Origin of the sequence: Gordonia alkaliphila (assembly GCF_023017165.1) — a bacterium.
Lineage (GTDB): Bacteria > Actinomycetota > Actinomycetes > Mycobacteriales > Mycobacteriaceae > Gordonia > Gordonia alkaliphila.
This window is the reverse complement of the sequence record NZ_JALKBW010000001.1, coordinates 284,029-299,752: the sequence shown is the minus strand read 5'-3', so window position 1 is coordinate 299,752 and position 15,724 is coordinate 284,029. Positions and strand designations below refer to the sequence as shown.

Sequence of the window (15,724 nt, the reverse complement as noted above, 5' to 3'; positions counted from 1 at the left end):
GGCCCGGCCCGCGACAGTGAGGATGAGGAATGAGCAAGGCTCCCACGATCGCCGACCACCTCGCGGATCGCTTCGACGCCGGAAGGATCGTCGTATGGCACGACCCGGACGGCAGCTACGCGACCGAACTCGACACTCTCGCGCCAGGCGACGTGACGGTGCTGCGGGTCTCCGACGACGAGTTCACGATCAAACACCGGGTGTTGCGTGACGAGCCGGCAGCGAAGTTCCTGATCTACCGCTCCGGCGATGTGCCCGAGGGCGTCGGGAACTGGCTGCTCGACGTCGAGCTGACCTACGGTCCGGTGTTCACTGCCGACCGCGGCGCGCTCCTGCGGTCCGATCTCGGGCTCACCGCGCCGGGCTCCGAAGAACTGATCAACCGTTACCCGTCGTTCTTCGACGACGCGAAGCTGGTGACCCGGCTCAAGGCGCTACCACTGATCGGTGACGATGTGACGGTGGTGCAGGCGCAGATGTGTGCCGTCCTGCTGAACCAGAAGGAACACAGCTTCTCCGAACTCACCCGCACGCTGTTGATCCAGCACTCCGACGGCGACACCTCCGGATTCGCTGCGTTGGCCTCCCACGGCCTCGCGGACTTCTACTGGCGCGGAGCCTCCGACATCTACGGGTTCACGTCGCAGGCGCCGACAATGGCGGGGCTGGTGCTGTGGATGTTTCAGCGCGCGGTTGGCGGGTTCGACGTCAGTGAGTCGAATAAGGTCAGGAACCTGGCGCTCGACTTCCGCGGCTTCCGCGATTCCAAACGCAGCAGTGCAGCGATGAAGTCGCTGGCCCGCACCGTCGAGCGCGACCTCGACTACCCCGATCGCGTCGGTGAGATCGAATGGGAAGCATTGCTGGAAACCGACGTCTTCGACGCCAGTGAGCGGGAGGTGATCCGGCGTCTCGTCGAAGGGATCAGCGTGAAGACGATGTCGCATCGCGGCATCGTCGATGCGATCAGCAGCAGGCGCCGCGACAGCTTCTGGTTCGACGACTACGCGACCCTGTACGCGGCGCTGAGCGCCGCGGCCGAGCTGCTGCCGGCCATCCGGAACGCCGTGCTCCAGGTCACCGGCTTCGACGACGGCCTGACGCGCTATCGCGACGAGTGGTTCCGCATCGACCAGCGCTATCGACAGTTCACCCAGGCCTACCTGACGGCCGAGTTCAAACAGCCGATCGAAGCACTGGCCGAGCTCGTCGAAAACGCCTATGTCACCGATTTCCTCGTCCCGCTGGCGGTGGCGTGGCAGCAGCAGGTCGACACGGTCGCACAGTGGCGCACCACCGGGCTCACCGCGCAATCGTCGTTCTACGACCACTACGTCGCCCCGACCCTCACGGGCCGAAAGAAGGCCGTCGTGATCGTCTCCGACGCGCTCCGCTACGAGGTTGCCGAAGAACTGAGCAGCAGAATCCGCGGTGAGAACAAATTCTCCGCGTCGATCGAGGCGATGCTCGGAGTGCTGCCGTCGTACACGCAACTCGGGATGGCGGCGCTGCTCCCGCACACCACGCTGGCACATTCCGCAGAAGGCGACGTAGTGCTGGTGGACGAGCAGAAGTCGGACGGCACCGCGAATCGCAGCAAGATCCTCGGCGCGGTCGGTGGCTGCGCGATCCAGGCGACGGACTTCCTCGCCATGAAGCCTGCCGACCGGCGTGACCTGTACTCGTCCAATCAGGTGCTGTACGTCTACCACGACACGATCGACGCGACCGGCGACAAAGCCGTCTCCGAGCACCGAACCTTCATGGCGGCAGCGGATGCGGTCCGCGAACTGATCGACATCGTCAAGAAGCTCGCGAGTGCGAACGCGACGAACATCATCGTCACCGCCGATCACGGGTTCCTCTACCAGCGGTCCAAGCTGGCTGAGCAGTTCAACCTGACGGTGAAGCCGCAGGGCGAACAGATCGTGAAGTCGAAGCGCCGCTACGTCCTGGGGCGCGGCTTGAAGAAGGACTCCGCGTTCACGACCTTCCAAGCCGATCAACTGGGACTGGCGGGCGATCTGGAAGTGCAGATCCCGAACTCGATCCAGCGGATCGTGCAACCCGGAGCCGGATACCAGTTCGTGCACGGCGGTGCGTCACTGCAGGAGATCGTGGTGCCGGTGGTCGCGATCAACAAGAGCCGCAGCGACACGGTGGAGCCGGTGAACGTCGACATCCACCCCGAGTCGGATCGGATCACGACCGGACAGGTCGTCGTCAAGCTGTACCAATCGGCGAAAGTGGAGCCGCACAAACCCGCGCGGCGTCTGCGGGCCGGCCTCTACTTCGGAGAGACCCTGATTTCCGACGAACCGGAGATGACCTTCGACTCGAGCAGCGACGCGGGACGTGACCGATTCCAAAGCGTCACCCTGCTTCTCAGTAAGGAGGCGGACGAGGCCAACAACCACAGCGTCGAGTTCCGGCTCTCGGAGCCGATCGAGGGCACCGACCAGTGGAAAAAGTACAAGAGCGCGCCGTACACGATCAAACGCGCCTTCGCCGGCGACGACGGATGGGATTTCTGATGAGCGACCACATCGACCTGACCGAGGCGGCAATTGTCGGCCAGTCACCCGATGAGGGCCCTGCCGACACCGTGGCGGAGCCGACGGCGTTGGACCGCAAGATCAACGCGCACTTCCCGGGAGCGGTGGTGCGGAAGGACCTCGTCAAGGCAGTCAAAGGCAACGCGATCGTGCCGTCGTATGTGCTGGAGTACCTGCTCGGGCAGTTCGCCGCGACTGACGACGAGGCGACGATCCAGGAGGGCATCGAGAAGGTGCGCCGAATCCTGGCCGAGCACTACGTGCACCGCAACCAGTCCGAGTTGGTGAAGTCGAAGATCCGTGAGAAGGGTCGCTTCCGGATTATCGACCGGGTCAGCGTGACTCTGAACGAGAAGGCCGACGTCTATGAGGCGTCGTTCGCGAACCTCGGCATCAGCGGCGTGCTGGTGGAGCCGAGCACGGTGAACGCGAACCAGAAACTCCTGGTGGGTGGCGTCTGGTGCCTGTGTGACATCGAGTATTTCCACAGCGAGGACGCCCGTGCGACGCCCTGGATTCTGGGCCGATTGCAGCCGATCCAGATGTCGAGTTTCGACTACGACGGCTACCTCGCCGCGCGGGCCGAGTTCACCACCGATGAGTGGATTGACCTCCTGATCCAGTCGATCGGCTTCAACCCCGAGATGTTCGGCCGCCGCGCGAAGCTGCTTCAGCTTATCCGGCTGATCCCATTTGCAGAACGCAACTACAACCTCGTTGAACTCGGCCCGAAGGGCACCGGAAAATCGCACATCTACTCGGAGTTCTCGCCCCATGGCATGCTGATCTCCGGCGGTGAGATCACGGTGCCGAAGCTGTTCGTGAACAACGCCAACGGGAAGATCGGCCTCGTCGGGTATTGGGACGTCGTCGCCTTTGACGAGTTCGCGGGTAAGAAGAAGCGCGCCGACAAGGCGCTGGTCGACATCATGAAGAACTACATGGCGAACAAGTCCTTCTCCCGCGGCGTCGAGACGCTCGGAGCGGAGGCATCGATGGTTTTCGTCGGCAACACCTCGCGTACTGTGCCCTACATGCTCAAGCACTCCGATCTCTTCGACGAGCTTCCAGAGAGCTACCATGACCCGGCCTACCTCGATCGGCTGCATTGCTATATTCCGGGCTGGGAGATCGACACGATCCGCGGCGAGATGTTCTCCAGTGGCTACGGTTTCGTCGTCGACTACATCGCCGAAGTCCTCAAATCTATGAGGAACCTCGACTACTCCGATCGCTACCAGCAGCACTTCTCGCTCGGCCCGGATATCTCCACCCGCGACCGCGATGGGATCCACAAGACCTTCTCCGGCCTGATGAAGCTGCTCTACCCACACGAGGAGGCTACCGCCGAGGAGATCGAGGAGATTCTGCTCTTCGCGATCGAGGGCCGAAAGCGTGTCAAGGACCAGATTTTGCGCATGGACGACACCATGGCCGCGGTGAAATTCGGGTACAGATCCCTCGACGGTGAGTGGACGGCCGTCACGACCCTGGAGGAAAACCAGTACCCGGCGCACTACCACCGCAATCGCCCCGGCGCTGCGGCGAAAAGCAACGATCTTGATCTGCCGACCCCACCCTCGATGGGTGCGGGCGGCTCGGAGGTCACGGCCGTTCCTGCCCCCGTTGAGAAGGAATTGCGTGAAGGGCACCGAGATTTCGTTGAGAATCAACGCGGCGTCTCCTACGAGACCCTCCTTATGCCGTACTTACGGGGAGCAGCCGAGATCGAGTTGCATGATCCGTATATTCGGTTGAGCCACCAAGGCCGGAACCTCGTTGAACTGCTGGCCTCGATCGCGTCGGCCAAGGACCCCGCAGACGAGGTGACGGTCAAGCTCTTCACCGTGCTTGACCCAGACGCTGAGATTCAGAAGAGACAGCTGCAGATGCTCAACCAGATCATGCAGGGAGCGGCGCACCAAGGCATCAAGCTTGAAGTGGGCAAGGACCCCGGTGGCCACGATCGCTGGATCCGCACGGACAACGGATGGCGCATCAACCTCGGTCGCGGCCTCGATATCTTCCAAAAGCAGGATGGCGGCTGGTTCGACTTCGGCAGTACACGTCAGGAGTTTCGTCAAGTGCGGGCATTCGGGGTGACCTATATCCGGGATCAGCAGTAACCTGACACAGAGCTCCTCGACTCGCATGGTGAATCGCACTGGGACCACCGGTCGAGGAAGTCCTCGGATGCCCGGCGTGTCGACGTGTGAGGGCTGGCGTGCCACGGGCACAAGCGTCGGTGGTGTGGTGCTGCTCGCGCGGAAGCGCGCTGGCGTCGGTCAGGCCGAGACGAGCTGACTGTGCGTGGCGGCCCCGCGGCTCAGCAGCCCCGAGGAGACCAACTGAGCTGCGAAATCGCCGATGGTTTCGTCGGTCGGACGTGGGTTGTGGCCCAGCTCGGTCACTGCCTTGCGGCGGTCCTCGGTCGGAGACTCGGTCAGGGCGGCCAACGAGGCGCGGGTGAGTACGTCTGAGCCCAAAGCGTTGGAAATCGGCTCGACCACCGGCATGACCGCCGACAGCGCCGATGACGGGAAAGTCACCATCGGACCGCGACGACCGCAGCGTCGTGCGGTGGCGCGCACCAGATCGGACAACTGGTGGTAGTGCCCGCCCAGCAGATAGTTCTCCCCGGTCCGGCCCTTTTCGCCGGCCAGCACCAGACCGGCGGCGACATCGCGCACGTCGACGAAGTCGAAGCCGCCACGGATGAAGGCCGGGACACGGCCGCGCGCCGCATCTCGCAAGATCCCGTTGACTCGGGACATGGGGACCGGGTCGATCGGACCGATCACCGCGGTGGGATTGCAGATGACCGCGTCCAGCCCCTGGTCGACGACGGCGCGCAACTCCACTTCGCCCTGATACTTGGAGCGGTCGTACACCGGCAGCGCAGGATCGACGGAGCGCACGGACTGCTCGTTCATGTCGCCCACCAGCGAATACTGGTTGTAGGAATGAATCGAGCTGCAGTGCACCATTCGGCGGACACCGGCGTCGAGAGCGGCCTGCGCGACTACCCGCACGCCCTCGGTGTTGATACGCCAGGCCATCTCATTGCGGTGGGCCAGGGTGATGACCGCCACCAGGTGGTACACCACTTCGACGTCCGCTAGCGCTGCGCGCATGGCAGCGGGGTCCAGAATGTCGCCGACAACGGTGGTCACGTTCGGTCGGACGTCGGTGCGGGGGTTGGGGGACTTGTCGATCGCTACGACGTCATGGCCCTCTGACGCGAGGATGTTGACCAGGTTGGTCCCCACAAAACCGGTGGCACCCGTGACGGCAACCTTCATCTCATCTCCCGACGTTTCCGCATGTCCCCAGCGCGATGTCGCGCGAGGTGTGACCTATGTCCTATGTTAGAACGTGTTCTAGTTTGTGGAAGGTAGGTGGCTTTGTCAACCAAGCAGAGTCTGCTCACTGCAGCCGGCGGATCGCCCGCGGCTGTGGCGCGGCACGATAAGGCAGGGTGGCTGGCGCTCTTCGGGCGACCTGGCCTGGTCAACGACCCGGTCGGATCCGCACCGCATCGGGGCGTCGATCAGCTGTCGGCCTTCTACGACACCTTCATCGCGCCCAACGACATTCGTTTCGAGGTGCACCACGACATCGTGTGCGGACACGATGTGGTGCGCGATGTGACCCTGGAGATCGGGATGAGCGAGGCCGTGCGATTGCGGGTGCCCGCGCACCTGCGGTACGCCATGACCGCCGACGCGCGCATCGACGGGCTCTACGCACATTGGGAGTTGCTGCCGATGGTGGGGCAGCTGCTGGCCAACGGAGTGCCGGCAGCCGGCGTCGGTGCGCGGCTGTCCGGTGCGATGCTGCGGAATCAAGGCTTCGGTGGAGCGCTGGGCTTCGCGCGGGGCTTCGCCGGGGTGGGTTCGCGGGCTAAGCGACGGAGCGAGGACTTCCTGGGGGCACTCAGCGCCGGAAACCACGTCGATGCGTCGGCGCACCTCGCTCCGTCGTGCTCGCTGCGGTTCGGCGGTGCAGCTGTCCCGGAGATCGCTGAGATGGCCGGGCGGATGCGCGACTGGAAGGTCGGCAAAGTCATCGCCGCGGGCAACGTCGTCTCGGCGACGATGGAATCCGCTGGCGGGCCTGCGGTGGTGATGCTCGAATACCGTCGACGGGCCATTGTGTCGATGGTCGTGTTCATCGACGACGACAACTGACGACTCAGGTACTTCAGTCTCCCGGGACGCTGTGGGTTGCGCACTGCGACTTCGCTCGCTCCCTGTGGCGGTGAACTGGCACTTTCCGCCGGAAGAACTAGGGTGGGTGGGGCGTCTGACCACCCGATTCTTCACCTCATAGAGGAGCCTCGAGCAATGAGTTTTTCTGTCTACCTGTCCGGCGAGATTCACACCGACTGGCGCGCGGAGATCGAGCGCGGTGCGAAGGCCGCCGGACTGGACGTGGTCTTCACCTCGCCGGTGACCGACCATCCCGCGAGTGATGCCGCCGGAGATGTCCTCGGCGCCACCGAGAGTGGGTTCTGGCGTGATCATCAGTCCGCCAAGGTCAACGCCATTCGTACGCGCACCCTGATCGCCCAGAGTGACATGGTCGTCGTGCGCTTCGGGGACAAGTACAAGCAGTGGAACGCCGCTTTCGATGCCGGCTACGCCGCCGCGCTGGGCAAGCCGTATGTGACCCTGCACGACGAGAACATCGTCCATCCGCTCAAGGAGGTCGACGCCGAGACCCAGGCCTGGTGCACCACCACCGACCAGGTGGTGGAGATCCTGCGGTACGTGCTCAAGGCGTGAGCTCATGAACCCGGGCAGCACAGACCCGCAAGCTCGACAACGACAGCCATCCCCGGCGCCAGTGGAGAAGGAGTCACCGTGGAACTGAGCATGGAGAAGGGCAACCAGTTCGTCGAAGAGACGCAGTCACCCGAGGGTGCTGCGGCGTGGAAGCAGCAACTCGATGAGTTTGCTCCCGGCGCGTCGGATTGGGTGGTCGGTGCGGTCTTCGGTGGCACGTATCAGCGCGAAGGCCTCCAGCTCCGCGATCGGCAGATGCTCAACATGGCGGCCCTGGCGGCGATGGGTGGGACCGAACCGCAGTTGACCGGTCACATCAAGACGGCCGTCGACGTCGCCAGCATGACCAAGGAAGAAGTCGCCGAGTGCTTCGTGCACCTGATGCCGTACATCGGGGTGCCGAAGACCCTCGCGGCCATGCGCTGCATGAAGGCGGCGTTCGGCGACCAGTAGTACCGCCGTGCCGGACGTTGCGGGCCCTCGGGTCAAGCTCCCGATTGACTATTCCGTTCGCGCGCGGCTCAGCAACGCGCGCGGGAACGGAATCGTCAATCGCGAAGCGCCGTGCATTTGCTTTACGCTTGATCCGTAGGAGTGGTCCGCTGCGTTCGGAGCATGTCATGGCGATCGATCTGGAAGTGTTCGGATCGGCGACGGTGTCCGAGGAGGCACTGTCGGCCATGCTCACGCGCCGATGGGGGACGCGCTCGGTGTCGCTGCTTAGTGCGCATGCCGCGGAGTTTCCCTACGACGTTCCCTCGCTGACCACCGCCGGGCGCTTCGCTGTCACGGGAACCGCGCTCGTCGACGACGTCCAACGCGAATTCTCGTATTTCGTCAAACACATCCGTGAGTGGTCGCTGTCTCCGGAGTTCGCCTTCGTTCCGGTGGAAATCCGTGAGTGGGCGCGGACCACGGTGCCGTGGCGGACGGAGGCGGAGGTCTATTCGTCGGATCTCGCGGCGGAGCTGCCTCCGGGTTTGGTGATGCCGGACGCGATGGTGCAGGCGATCGATGATTCGTCGTACGCGGTGTGGCTCGAGATGGTGGACGTCGACCAGAGCGAGTGGGACCTGGAACGGTATGCCGAGGCGGCCCGGCTGCTCGGTCGGTTCGCTGCGTCCGGTGCGGTCCGGGCCGTCGCAGAAACCGTCTCGCATGACTTTCGGATTCAGTTCTACGTCGAAGGCAGGGTCCGGCACGACGTGCTCCCGGTCCTCCGATCCGACGTCTGGGACCATCCGACGTTGACCGCCGAATTCGGTGAGCTTCGCGGGCCGATGCTGGCGGCGGCGGAGCGGGTCGATGCCATCGTCGCGGAGTTGTCGGCGATGCCGCACCTGGCCGCCCACGGGGATGCGTGCCCCAACAATCTGCTGGTGCGGCCCGACGGAACGGGCTTCACGCTGATCGATTTCGGCTACTTCCGGTTGCTACCGGTGGGGTTCGACCTGGGGCAGCTGCTCATCGGAGACGTACAGCTCGGCAAGCGGAACGCAGACGATCTCGCCCGGCGGGATGCCGTCATCGTTGAGGCGTACGCCGACGGCCTGGCGGACGAGGGCGAGTCGATCGACATCGAACTGCTCGAGCGCGCGCACGCACTGCAGCTCATGCTGTTCAGCGGCCTGTCTGCAGTGCCCGTCGAACTGCTCGACCGTGACCCGGACGACGGGATGCGGCGCCTCGTCGCCGCGCGCGCTCGGATGGCAGCGCACAGCCTGCGGCTCCTGGAGACCACCGCGACGTCCGAGTGAACTGCCCGAATGATCATCGACGCCACCGACGGAGACGAGCAGATGAGCATCAAACTGGAGAATGTCGCGATCGCGGTGCGGGATCTGGACGCCGCGATCGCGTTCTTCACCGACCTCGGCCTCACCGTGCTCGGCACGGACACGGTGCGCGGGGAATGGGCCGACACCGCCGTCGGGCTCGACGGCAACCACGTCAAGGTCGCGATGCTCGCCACTCCGGACGGGCTGGGCCGGCTCGAACTCTTCGAGTACCTCCATCCCGCAGCGATCGACACCGAGCCGACCCGGCCGAACGAGATCGGGATGCACCGCGTCGCCTTCTCGGTCGACGATCTCGACGACGCACTGGCCATCGCGGCTCGGCACGGCTGCTATCCGCTGCGGGGCGTGGCGCGCTACGAAGACGCCTACAAGCTCACCTATGTCCGCGGTCCGAGCGGGATCATCGTCATGCTCGCCGAAGCTCTGACACAGCCCCGCGAATAGGTGACGGCTGGTTCGAGTTAGCCAGGTCGAGTGAGCCAGCTCGAGTGAGACGGATGGGTAGGTGGGATTTCCACAGATTCATTCGTACTTGTGTTCCTGTCGTACGTGAGCGATAACATAGACGTAGTCGAGATGGGATCAACGATTCCAAGCTCGCGGAACACGAGTGGCTGGGTGACCGATCGTCGCCGGCTCGACCGGTTCCACCGCTATTGGCTTCTCATGACCTTCAGGAGTGGGCGTCATGGACGCAGCAACTCTCACCGCCTTCGCCGATCTGATGAGCGATGACCTCACTATCCCCGTCGGTACCGACATCGATGCGCCGGCGAATCTGGGGCAGTTCTTGGCTCGGGCGCGGGCGGTCGACGATGACCGCGAGTTACTGGCTGTGACCGCGGCGGTTCTGCGGTTGCGCAATGTGGCGGACTATTCGGTGGCCGCGACGTGCGCGGCGATCGAACGAGTCGGTTTGCCGGCCCGGAAGCATGTGCGGTCCGCTGCGGCGATTCTCGCCGAGCTCGGTGCGGCGCCGGCGGTGGCCTATCGTGCCGGCCGGCTTGGGCAGGCGATCGCCGACGAGAACCTTGTTCCGGCCATTCGTGGATTGCGTGATGGTGCGGTGTCGGCGGAGCACGGCGATGCCGTGGCGAGCGGACTCGGGCACGTGGCGGGTCGGGTGGACTTGTCCGACGAGGATCGCCGGAAGATCGTGCATTCGTTGCTGGTGCAGACTTCGCCGGCGCGGGTGAGGGAGAAGGCTCGGGCCTGGGCGATCAAGCTGGCTCCGGAGGTTCCGGCTGACGGGGAGGTTTCGGTCGCCGAGCGTGACGATCTGAACGAGATGACCTTGAATCGGACCGATGATGGTCGGGTGGCGGTGACGATCGACTTCGACATCGTGGCCGCCGAGGAACTCAGCGCGGCCTTGGATCCGCTGACGCGGCCGGTGCCGGAGCCGGATGGTTCTGCGGATCGGCGGTCGGCCAAGCGGCGGCGTGCGGATGCGATGGCGCAGGTGGTGCGGACGTATCTGTCGCATTCGGAGCGTCCCGAGTCCGGGGGAGTGTTGCCGCACGTGACGTTGTCGGTGCCGGCGGCGGTGGTGATGAACGGGCAGGTACTCGATTCCGGCGCGGGACTTGGTGCGGGACAGATGATTTCAATCCCGATGTCTGAGGACGAGACGGCGGTGCCGTGGCTCGGGTTCGGCGGACCGATCTCGGCGCGGACGGCGGAATTGATCATGTGCGAGGCGTCCGTCGCCCTGGCACTGCTCGACGATAACGGTGTGCCGTTGAATGTCGGTCGAGAGAAGCGACTGTTCACGCCGGGTATCCGCAAGGCGCTGGTCTTGCGGGATCGTGGTTGCGCCTTCCCGGGTTGCGGTGTTCCGCCGTCGTGGTGCGACGGACACCACGTGGAGCATTGGGAGCACGGAGGGGTGACGAGCTTGGACAACGGTGTCCTGCTCTGCCGCCGACACCACACCCTCATCCACCACGGTGGATGGGAAGTCTTCATCGGCCACGATCGGCAGCCGTGGTTCACCCCGCCGGCCGATCCCGACCATCCGAAACGTCGACGCGAACCGATCCGGTCGAACGCGCGACGAACCTTGACCTTGTCGACCAGCGCTGCGTGAGGCGCGTGAAACCAGTGCCGGGAACGGTTCCCGACGCGATGTGTTGTTTGAAAATTTCATAGTGTGCCTGCCATGGGGTGGGCCCGGGCGGTCACGGGGACCGCTCGGGCCCCGCCGGGGGCGACCGCACCGAGGACCAGGATGGGTGTGACCATCCGGTGGCCTCGCCACTAATCCACCCGGTCCGGCCTTCGATCCCGTGCGGTAATGGCCCGGAGTCTGGTCCAGCACAATCGGTGCCGCGCTCGCGCGCGGTGCCTAGGCTGGAAGTTGAACCACTGGATCAACGAGGAGAAGACGGCATGGGCCAGTTCGACGGACGGGTAGCACTCATCACCGGCGGTGCGCGAGGACAGGGTCGCGCGCACGCACTGGAGTTCGCGCGTGAGGGCGCCGACATCGTGCTCGCCGACCGGTGCGCCACCCCGGAGATGATGGGCTACCCGCTGGCCACGGCCGACGACCTGGCCGAGACCGCACGACTGGTCGCCGAGACCGGCGCCCGCGTGATCACCGAGACCCTCGACACCGCCGACCGCGCGGCCGTCGAGGCGCTGGTCGCCCGGGCGACGGCCGAGTTCGGACGCATCGACATCGCCGTGGCCAACGCCGGCGTCTCCATGCCCGGCTCCATTCAGTCGCTCTCGGAGGCGGCCTGGGACGAGGTGATCGCCAGCAACCTGACCGGCGTGTTCCACACCGTCGCGGCCGTCGCGCCGGGCATGGCCGAGCGGGGCTACGGCCGCATCGTCACGGTGGCGTCGATGATGGGCCGCATGGGCGGACCCAACATCGTCGGCTACGCGGCCTCCAAGTGGGGTGTCATCGGTCTGACGAAGAGTGCCGCGCTCGACCTGGCGCCGTCCGGCGTCACCGTCAACGCCGTCGCGCCGGGCAACGTCTCCACCCCGATGATCCACAACGACGCGCTCTACTCGCTGATGCGCCCGGATCTGGAGTCGCCCACCGCCGACGACGTCGCGCCGGTCTTCACCAGCCTGCACGCCCAGCCGGTGCCGTGGGTGGAGGCCGAGGAGATCACCCGCGTGGTCACCTTCCTCGCCGCCGAGGGCAGCGCGCACATCTCCGGCATCGTCGTGCCGGTCGATGCGGGCAACGCCGCACGCGTCACCGGCTAGTGTCGCGTGTCGTTAATTAGTTTATGGTTCCTGGGTTGAGATAATTGGCTATGGCGAATTCTCCTGCACCGGCCCTGGAACTGCGTGATGGCGATGCGGATGAGCTCGATCAGTTGTTGCGATCGACTACAACGCCGGCCGGTCTGGTGCGTCGGGCGCGGATCGTCACGCTCGCTGCCGACGGAATGGCTAATTCTCGGATCAGTGAGGTTGTGGGAACCTCGATACCGACGGTCATCAAGTGGCGTTCCCGGTATCTCCAGGACGGACTCGCGGGGCTCCTCGACGCCGAAAGGCCCGGTCGGCCACGGCATCTCGATCACGCCGATATCGTGTCGGCGACGTTGATGCCGCCGCCGAAGAAGTACGGGGTCACGCACTGGTCGTCGCGGTTGTTGGCCGGGCATCTCGGCATCGGGAACGCGACGGTCGCCCGGGCCTGGCGCGAGTACGGGGTTGCGCCGTGGAGGTCGGGAACATTCAAGTTCTCCACCGACCCGGAACTGGTCGCCAAGGTCACCGATGTCGTCGGCTTGTACCTGGAGCCGCCGGAGAACGCGATCGTGTTGTGTGTGGACGAGAAATCGCAGATCCAAGCCCTGGACCGCACTGCGCCGATGCTGCCGATGCAGCCCGGGCAGATCGAACGCCGCACCCATGACTACAAGCGCCACGGCACCACCACACTGTTCGCGGCGTTGGAGATCGCGACCGGGCAGGTGACCGCAGCGGTCAAGCCCCGACACCGCCACCAGGAGTTCCTGTCCTTCCTGCGGCAGATCGACCGCACCTACCCCGACCAGGAACTACACCTGGTCATGGACAACTACGCCACCCACAAGAAAGCCGAAGTCCGCAACTGGCTCGAACAGCATCCGAACATCCACGTCCACTTCACCCCGACCTCTGGATCGTGGCTCAACCTCGTCGAAGTCTGGTTCGGCATCATCGACCGACAAGCCATCCGCCGAGGCGTCTTCACCTCAGTCAAAGACCTCAATGCAAAGATCCGAGCCTTCATCAACGGCTGGAACGACCGCAAACACCCCTTCGTCTGGACCAAGAACGCCGAGGACATTCTGAAGAAAGCCCAACCGAAAACTAATTAAAGACACGCGACACTAGCTACAGGACGGCTTCTTCCCTCGTCCCGGTGGACGGTCGCTTGCCGCCGCGCTGTGCCGCGGCGGCGGCGACCACCACCAGGGCGATCCCGAGCAGTTGCACCGGCGAGGGCAGCTGGGTGAGCACGATCAGGCCGATGAGCACCGCGAGGGCCGGCTCCACCGACAGCAGCGTGCCGAACGCGGTCTGGGTCATCCGGCGCAGCGACGCCATCTCCAGCGCGAACGCGATCACCGGGGCCAGCAGTGCGATACCCGCCGCGGTGGGGAGCACCCACCAGAGCACGTCGCCGCCGAGTACCTGGGGCAGCCCCATCGGCAGGGCCACCAGGGCCGCGACCGGGATGGTCAACGACAAGCCGCTGATTCCCTCGAACCGGCTTCCCACGTGCTGGGTGAGCACGTTGTAGGTGCCCCAGCAGGCGCCGGCGAGCAGCGCGAAAGCCACGCCCAGCAGGTCGATCTCGCCGCGCCACGGCTCGGTCAACAGCAGCACGCCGGCCAGGGCCACCAGCGGCCAGATCAGCGCCTTGCGATGCGGACTCATCACCGCGGCCACGACGAGCGGCCCGAGGAACTCGATCGATACCGCGGTGCCCAGTTCGATGCGCTCGAGCGCGGACAGGAAGAACGTGGTCATCAAGCCGGTCGCCGCACCGAGCGCCAGGAGCGCGGGCACGTCGCGTCGACGAATCGAGCCGAACTTGGGCGGCGAGATCAGCCACAGCAGGGCCACGCCGAAGCTCAGCCGCAGCCACGCGGTGCCCGCCGGACCCACCTGCTCGATCACCCGCACCGAGAGTGCGCTGGCCATCTGGATGCCGAGCATCGCCGCGACCGCCATCGACCACGCCGGCACCTTGGCCGGCAGGTTCTGCCCGATCATGACCGCATCGTCGCGCTCGGTGCGCTCCGCTCACGCATCGGAATGCTCCGCCCGATGGGCGCCGCCGATACCCGGCTCATACACCGCAAGGGTGAAGCGGGCGAGCGCGTCGGTGTGGTTGGCGTAGGAGTGGGCGGCGTCGGCGCGGAAACTGAGCGCGTCGCCGGGGCCGAGCCGGTGAACGTGGTCCTCGACCTGCACGGTGAGCTCGCCCGAGTCCACCCGCAGCAGTTCGCGGGTGCCGGGCGCGTGCGCCTCGGTGCTGTGCACGTCGCCCGGGCCGAGCGTCCAGTCCCACAGCTCCACGATGTCCGGCGATTCGGTGCCGGCCACCAGCACGGCGCGGCCACCGTGGGCGCCGGTCCACAGCACCGCGCCGTCGCCGTGGCGAATCACCGTGCCCACCGGTGAGGGCGGCTCCTCCACCAGCGTCGGAAGCCCGACGCCGAGCGCCGCCGACAACCGCAGCAGGGTGCCCAGACTGGGATTGGTCGCTCCCTGCTCCACGTTGACCACCATGCGTCGGCTCAGCGTCGCCTTCGCGGCGAGCTGATCCAGCGTCCACGATTTAGCGTTCCGCTCCCGCTTCACGCGTTCGCCGATCGCGCGGGCCAACCGTTCGGTGTCCTCCTCCATGGAGTGCACGATATTGCACTATTGAGTGCACTGGCGAATCAAGGCTGCGGTCGTCTCCGCCGCAAACGGGGGCCGGTCAACCATTGCGCCGCGTCGATACACCGCGCCAGAATCGGAGGGTGAGGAGATCGACATGGGCACTCTGAGTTACACCGCGACAGTCTCGATCGACGGTTTCGCCGCCGACTCCGACGGCGACTTCCAGTGGTCGGCACCCGACGACGAGGTGTTCGCCTTCCACGTCGAGCGGATGGGGCCGATCTCCACCGAGATCCTCGGCCGCAAGACCTATCTGCTCATGCGGTACTGGGAGCACGAACCGGCGGACGACCCGTGGGGTCCACTCGAGAAGCAGTTCGCGCAGGCCTGGCGTGACCTACGCAAGGTGGTGGTCTCCACGACGCTCACCGACTCCGACCTCGGCGCCCCGCACACCCGGCTGGTGCCCGAACTGGACCTGGCCGAGCTGCGGCGCATCGTCGACGAAGAGCCCGGCGAGGTCGAGATCTTCGGGCCGACCACCGCGGCCGTCGCGATTCGCGCCGGCCTGGTGACCGACTTCCGATTCTTCATCGTGCCCAAGCTGGTCGGCGGGGGCCTGCGCGCCCTACCGGCCGACGCCCGGCTCGACCTGCAACTGGTGGAGCAGCGCGCCTACGGCGACACGGTGTACGTGCACTACCGGGCGCGCCGCTGACCCACCAGAGTT

The 15,724-nt window shown here is 65.4% G+C and carries 14 protein-coding genes; 11 read left to right on the top strand and 3 right to left on the bottom strand.

The window, feature by feature from the left end; translation table 11 throughout:
- Window positions 1-29 precede the first annotated feature (29 nt).
- Both pglZ and brxL read left to right on the top strand, forming a co-directional pair.
- Window positions 30-2,534, top strand: a complete 2,505-nt coding sequence (gene pglZ / locus MUG78_RS01425; protein ID WP_246991500.1) for a BREX-1 system phosphatase PglZ type A — start codon at window positions 30-32, stop codon at window positions 2,532-2,534.
- Window positions 2,534-4,681 (top strand): BREX system Lon protease-like protein BrxL, encoded by a 2,148-nt coding sequence (brxL, locus tag MUG78_RS01420; RefSeq protein ID WP_246991499.1) that lies wholly within the window; start codon window positions 2,534-2,536, stop codon window positions 4,679-4,681. The genes pglZ and brxL overlap by 1 nt, the downstream gene beginning before the upstream one ends.
- A 159-nt stretch (window positions 4,682-4,840) precedes the next feature.
- Here the strand turns inward: brxL and MUG78_RS01415 are convergent, their stop codons facing one another.
- Entirely contained in the window at window positions 4,841-5,857 is a 1,017-nt protein-coding gene (locus tag MUG78_RS01415) for an NAD-dependent epimerase/dehydratase family protein (protein ID WP_246991498.1), read from the bottom strand.
- Between the two features lie 96 nt (window positions 5,858-5,953).
- Here MUG78_RS01415 and MUG78_RS01410 point away from each other — a divergent pair, with 96 nt between their 5' ends.
- The 8 genes from MUG78_RS01410 (at window position 5,954) to MUG78_RS01375 (ending at window position 13,478) form a co-directional block, all read left to right on the top strand.
- Window positions 5,954-6,745, top strand: coding sequence for a nuclear transport factor 2 family protein (locus MUG78_RS01410; RefSeq protein ID WP_246991497.1), 792 nt, complete (start codon window positions 5,954-5,956; stop codon window positions 6,743-6,745).
- A 156-nt stretch (window positions 6,746-6,901) separates the two neighbouring features.
- Complete coding sequence (locus MUG78_RS01405; protein ID WP_246991496.1) at window positions 6,902-7,342, top strand: YtoQ family protein; 441 nt, start codon at window positions 6,902-6,904, stop codon at window positions 7,340-7,342.
- A 78-nt stretch (window positions 7,343-7,420) separates the two neighbouring features.
- A complete protein-coding gene (locus MUG78_RS01400) occupies window positions 7,421-7,795 on the top strand; it encodes a carboxymuconolactone decarboxylase family protein (protein ID WP_246991495.1) in 375 nt (124 codons plus the stop codon).
- 17 nt (window positions 7,796-7,812) lie between these two features.
- Entirely contained in the window at window positions 7,813-9,099 is a 1,287-nt protein-coding gene (locus MUG78_RS01395) for a phosphotransferase (protein ID WP_246991494.1), read from the top strand.
- A gap of 42 nt (window positions 9,100-9,141) precedes the next feature.
- Entirely contained in the window at window positions 9,142-9,585 is a 444-nt protein-coding gene (locus MUG78_RS01390; RefSeq protein ID WP_246996738.1) for a VOC family protein, read from the top strand.
- A 244-nt stretch (window positions 9,586-9,829) separates the two neighbouring features.
- The gene (locus MUG78_RS01385; RefSeq protein WP_246991492.1) at window positions 9,830-11,230 is read left to right on the top strand and encodes an HNH endonuclease signature motif containing protein; all 1,401 of its coding nucleotides are present in this window, start codon (window positions 9,830-9,832) and stop codon (window positions 11,228-11,230) included.
- A 302-nt stretch (window positions 11,231-11,532) separates the two neighbouring features.
- Window positions 11,533-12,369, top strand: a complete 837-nt coding sequence (locus MUG78_RS01380; protein WP_246991491.1) for a mycofactocin-coupled SDR family oxidoreductase — start codon at window positions 11,533-11,535, stop codon at window positions 12,367-12,369.
- Between the two features lie 50 nt (window positions 12,370-12,419).
- Entirely contained in the window at window positions 12,420-13,478 is a 1,059-nt protein-coding gene (locus tag MUG78_RS01375) for an IS630 family transposase (protein WP_246991490.1), read from the top strand.
- Window positions 13,479-13,494: 16 nt separating this feature from the next.
- On the opposite strand, the gene MUG78_RS01370 is transcribed toward MUG78_RS01375, so the two are convergent.
- Together MUG78_RS01370 and MUG78_RS01365 are read right to left on the bottom strand one after the other, a co-directional pair.
- On the bottom strand, window positions 13,495-14,379 hold the full coding sequence (locus tag MUG78_RS01370; RefSeq protein ID WP_246991489.1) for an EamA family transporter: 885 nt from the start codon (window positions 14,377-14,379) through the stop codon (window positions 13,495-13,497).
- 30 nt (window positions 14,380-14,409) lie between these two features.
- Window positions 14,410-15,015, bottom strand: a complete 606-nt coding sequence (locus MUG78_RS01365) for a helix-turn-helix domain-containing protein (RefSeq protein WP_246991488.1) — start codon at window positions 15,013-15,015, stop codon at window positions 14,410-14,412.
- 133 nt (window positions 15,016-15,148) lie between these two features.
- On the opposite strand from MUG78_RS01365, the gene MUG78_RS01360 reads away from it, so the two are divergent.
- A complete protein-coding gene (locus MUG78_RS01360) occupies window positions 15,149-15,712 on the top strand; it encodes a dihydrofolate reductase family protein (protein ID WP_246991487.1) in 564 nt (187 codons plus the stop codon).
- Window positions 15,713-15,724: the final 12 nt, after the last annotated feature.

What these genes read in the sequence shown, in the direction of transcription:
- pglZ (WP_246991500.1), top strand. Translation starts at nt 30, where the DNA reads ATGAGCAAGGCTCCCACGATCGCCGACCACCTCGCGGATCGCTTCGAC.
- brxL (WP_246991499.1), top strand. Translation starts at nt 2,534, where the DNA reads ATGAGCGACCACATCGACCTGACCGAGGCGGCAATTGTCGGCCAGTCA.
- MUG78_RS01415 (WP_246991498.1), bottom strand. Translation starts at nt 5,857, where the DNA reads ATGAAGGTTGCCGTCACGGGTGCCACCGGTTTTGTGGGGACCAACCTG.
- MUG78_RS01405 (WP_246991496.1), top strand. Translation starts at nt 6,902, where the DNA reads ATGAGTTTTTCTGTCTACCTGTCCGGCGAGATTCACACCGACTGGCGC.
- MUG78_RS01390 (WP_246996738.1), top strand. Translation starts at nt 9,142, where the DNA reads ATGAGCATCAAACTGGAGAATGTCGCGATCGCGGTGCGGGATCTGGAC.
- MUG78_RS01385 (WP_246991492.1), top strand. Translation starts at nt 9,830, where the DNA reads ATGGACGCAGCAACTCTCACCGCCTTCGCCGATCTGATGAGCGATGAC.
- MUG78_RS01380 (WP_246991491.1), top strand. Translation starts at nt 11,533, where the DNA reads ATGGGCCAGTTCGACGGACGGGTAGCACTCATCACCGGCGGTGCGCGA.
- MUG78_RS01375 (WP_246991490.1), top strand. Translation starts at nt 12,420, where the DNA reads ATGGCGAATTCTCCTGCACCGGCCCTGGAACTGCGTGATGGCGATGCG.
- MUG78_RS01370 (WP_246991489.1), bottom strand. Translation starts at nt 14,379, where the DNA reads ATGATCGGGCAGAACCTGCCGGCCAAGGTGCCGGCGTGGTCGATGGCG.
- MUG78_RS01365 (WP_246991488.1), bottom strand. Translation starts at nt 15,015, where the DNA reads ATGGAGGAGGACACCGAACGGTTGGCCCGCGCGATCGGCGAACGCGTG.
- MUG78_RS01360 (WP_246991487.1), top strand. Translation starts at nt 15,149, where the DNA reads ATGGGCACTCTGAGTTACACCGCGACAGTCTCGATCGACGGTTTCGCC.